Source organism: Lyngbya sp. CCY1209, assembly GCF_035615495.1.
Taxonomy (GTDB): Bacteria; Cyanobacteriota; Cyanobacteriia; order Cyanobacteriales; family Microcoleaceae; genus Limnospira.
In genome coordinates, this window is sequence record NZ_JAJENU010000351.1 from 1 (window position 1) to 2,710 (window position 2,710).

Sequence of the window (2,710 nt, forward strand, 5' to 3'; positions counted from 1 at the left end):
AACGGCTTTTCTATAAGGGTTTGAAAATTTCTGACCCCATTTCAACTGTAACCACGTGAGCGCTCGTTGCTATAATTATTAATTGTTAATGGTTAATTGTTAATGGTTAATTTGTTTTTAGATTCCAGCGCCGGCCCGAAATCGGGTTGAATTTTGAGGGCTTCGTCATAGGATTCGATGGCTTCGGCATTCCGGCCCATTTTTTCCAAAACTAAACCCCGGTTCACCCACACGAAGGGGTCACCCGGTTGGATGTCCCGCGCCTTGTTCAGGGCCGCCAGGGCCGCTTCCTGACGTCCCCGGTTGGAGAGGACGATCGCCCGCCCGACGAGGGATTGATAGTCGTCGGGGTCGGCACTCAAGGCGCGATCGAAGGATTCCAGAGCCGCGTCGGCCCGCTCTTCGGCTTCGGCCGTCTTCCCCTCGGCCTGGAGAACCTGACTCCACTGACTCAACGCCAACCCCTTGTCCCGCATCGCCGGGACGAACTGGGGGCGCAACTCGATCGCCCGGTCATAGGCCGCGATCGCCCCTTCAAAGTCCCGCTTTCCCCCGGCCAAGATCGACCCCCGATTGTGCCAAGCCAAATGGGAGTCGGGCCGAATTTCCAGGACGCGATCAGAGGCAGCCAGGGCCTCGTCGATGCGCCGGAGGGGCGGAAACAGGACGTTGCTCTTTTTGAGGAGGGCTTGGAAGTCGTCCGGGTCGATCGCCAGGGCCTTTTCGTAGGACTCCAGGGCTTGTTCGGGGCGGCCCAACTTGCTCAACACGGCCCCCCGTTCCACCCAGGCGGCGACTTTCTCCGGTTGGTTGTCCAACACGTCATCGTAGGTCGCCAGGGCCTCTTCGTACACCTGTCGGGCTTCCTGTCGTTTCCCCTGATATTCCAGGGCGACCGCTTTACTCTGCCAGACGCTCGGGACCTGGGGTCTGATACTCTTGGCGCGATCGAAGGCGACTTCGGCCTCTTCGTACTGTCGCAAGCCGATCAGGGCGATCCCCTTGCCGTACCAAGCCTGGGCGTTGTCGGGGTCGATGGCGATCGCCTGTTCGTGGGCCGCCAAAGCCTCCCGGGAAGCGCCCGTCTGATATAAGAGGCTTCCCTTCTTGTTGAGAAGATCCGGGTTGTCGGGTCGGTATTCCAGGGCTTTATTGTAAGCCGTCAGGGCGCGATCGCTGCGCCCGAGTTCGGCGAGGGCATCCCCCTGTCCGACCCAAGCCCCGGCCGAATTGGGATTCAGATCCAGGGCGCGATCGAACATTTCCCGCGCCGCTTCGGGGCGGTCATCCTCCAGGAGTCGGTTGCCCCGGCCGACGTAATAGGGAGGGCGGACGACGGGAAAAATCAACTCGAACAGGACTGCCAAAATCGCCAGCCCGCCGATCCCCGCCGCCACCCATTGGGGTTTGCCGAGCATCTTACCCCCGATTCCCTTGCCGGGACGCACCGCCGTGGGGGGCTGTCGATCCCCGGCCGGGGGAGGCGGGGGCATCGGGGGAGGCGGGGTCGTCAGGGAGATATCGCCCGCGACCCGGGTCGGCGCGTCGGAGGTAGCCATCCGGGTGGGGTCGTTGGCGACCTGTCGGAGGCGATCGAGGTCAGCCAGGACTGCAGAAGCCGACGGGTAGCGATCGGGCAGATGGGAGGCGACCATCCGATCCAAAATCGCCACGAGCCCCTCACTGACGCGGGCGCGGTTTTTCCAGATCAGTTCTCCCGTCGCCGGGTCCCGGTCTAACTGGTGGGGGTGAATCCCCGTCAGGGCTCGGATCGCTGTCATGCCCACGGCGTAGATGTCGCTGCTGAAGTGGGGTTTGCCCTGCAATTGTTCCGGCGGCGAATAGCCGTAGGTGCTGATGGCGACGGTGAGGTTCGAGTCGTTGCTGTCCGAGGACTGTCGGATCTGTTTAACGGCCCCGAAGTCGATCAACATTAACTTTTGATCTTCGGTTCGCCGCATGATATTGGAGGGTTTGATATCTCGATGGATCACCTGTTGTTGGTGGACGTAATCCAGAATGGAGAGAATATCTTGTAAAAAGTCCATCGCCTGGACTTCCTGCCAGTGGATTCCCGGGGGCAATTCTTCCGTCAGCGGGTTTCCTCTCACCAATTCCTGAACCAGATAGAATTCCTTGTCTTCTTCAAAGTAGGCGTACAGGGTGGGAATTTGGGGGTGCTGAGTGCCGAGGGTGTGAAGAACTTGGGCTTCGCTATTGAAAAGACGTCGAGCCGTTTGCAGGGTTTTGGGGTCGGTATTTTGGGGTTGCAGTTGTTTGACGATACAGAGGGGATTTCCCGGCAACTGGGAGTCCTCGGCCAAATAGGTCTGGCCGAACGCGCCGCCCCCGATTTTTTCTTTTAATTTGTAGCGTCCACCAATAATTTTTTTCTGCATTTGGTTCGGCCTCGGCAAAATTGGACTCAAGGCACATTTTCGAGAGTGCGACGGCGTGCCAGCCTACCGCCCGCGACGGGGCGAGGGCGTTTCCCCCGGCTTCGGATTCGGATGGGAGAGATCGGAGCTCGAGGTCGGCTGACGTTGGCGGATGCAACTCGAACCCGATTTTTACCCTTTTCTTCTCTCGGCGATCGCCGAGAGAACGTGCATATTGAGCTCGGGGTCAATCAGTAGGGGTCGAGAGAGAAGTCACCTTCTCCCCCTCCCATTCAAAACCGTGCATGAGATTTTCACCTCACACGGCTCCT

Annotated in this window: 1 protein-coding gene; it reads right to left on the reverse strand. The window is 59.4% G+C overall.

Translation table 11 applies throughout. The features are described from left to right. Positions 1–92: 92 nt before the first annotated feature. A complete protein-coding gene (locus tag LKE08_RS09720) occupies positions 93–2,399 on the reverse strand; it encodes a tetratricopeptide repeat protein (protein ID WP_324704021.1) in 2,307 nt (768 codons plus the stop codon). Positions 2,400–2,710 lie beyond the last annotated feature (311 nt).

Coding starts and splice junctions, on each gene's coding strand:
- LKE08_RS09720 (WP_324704021.1), bottom strand. CDS start 2,399: ATGCAGAAAAAAATTATTGGTGGACGCTACAAATTAAAAGAAAAAATC.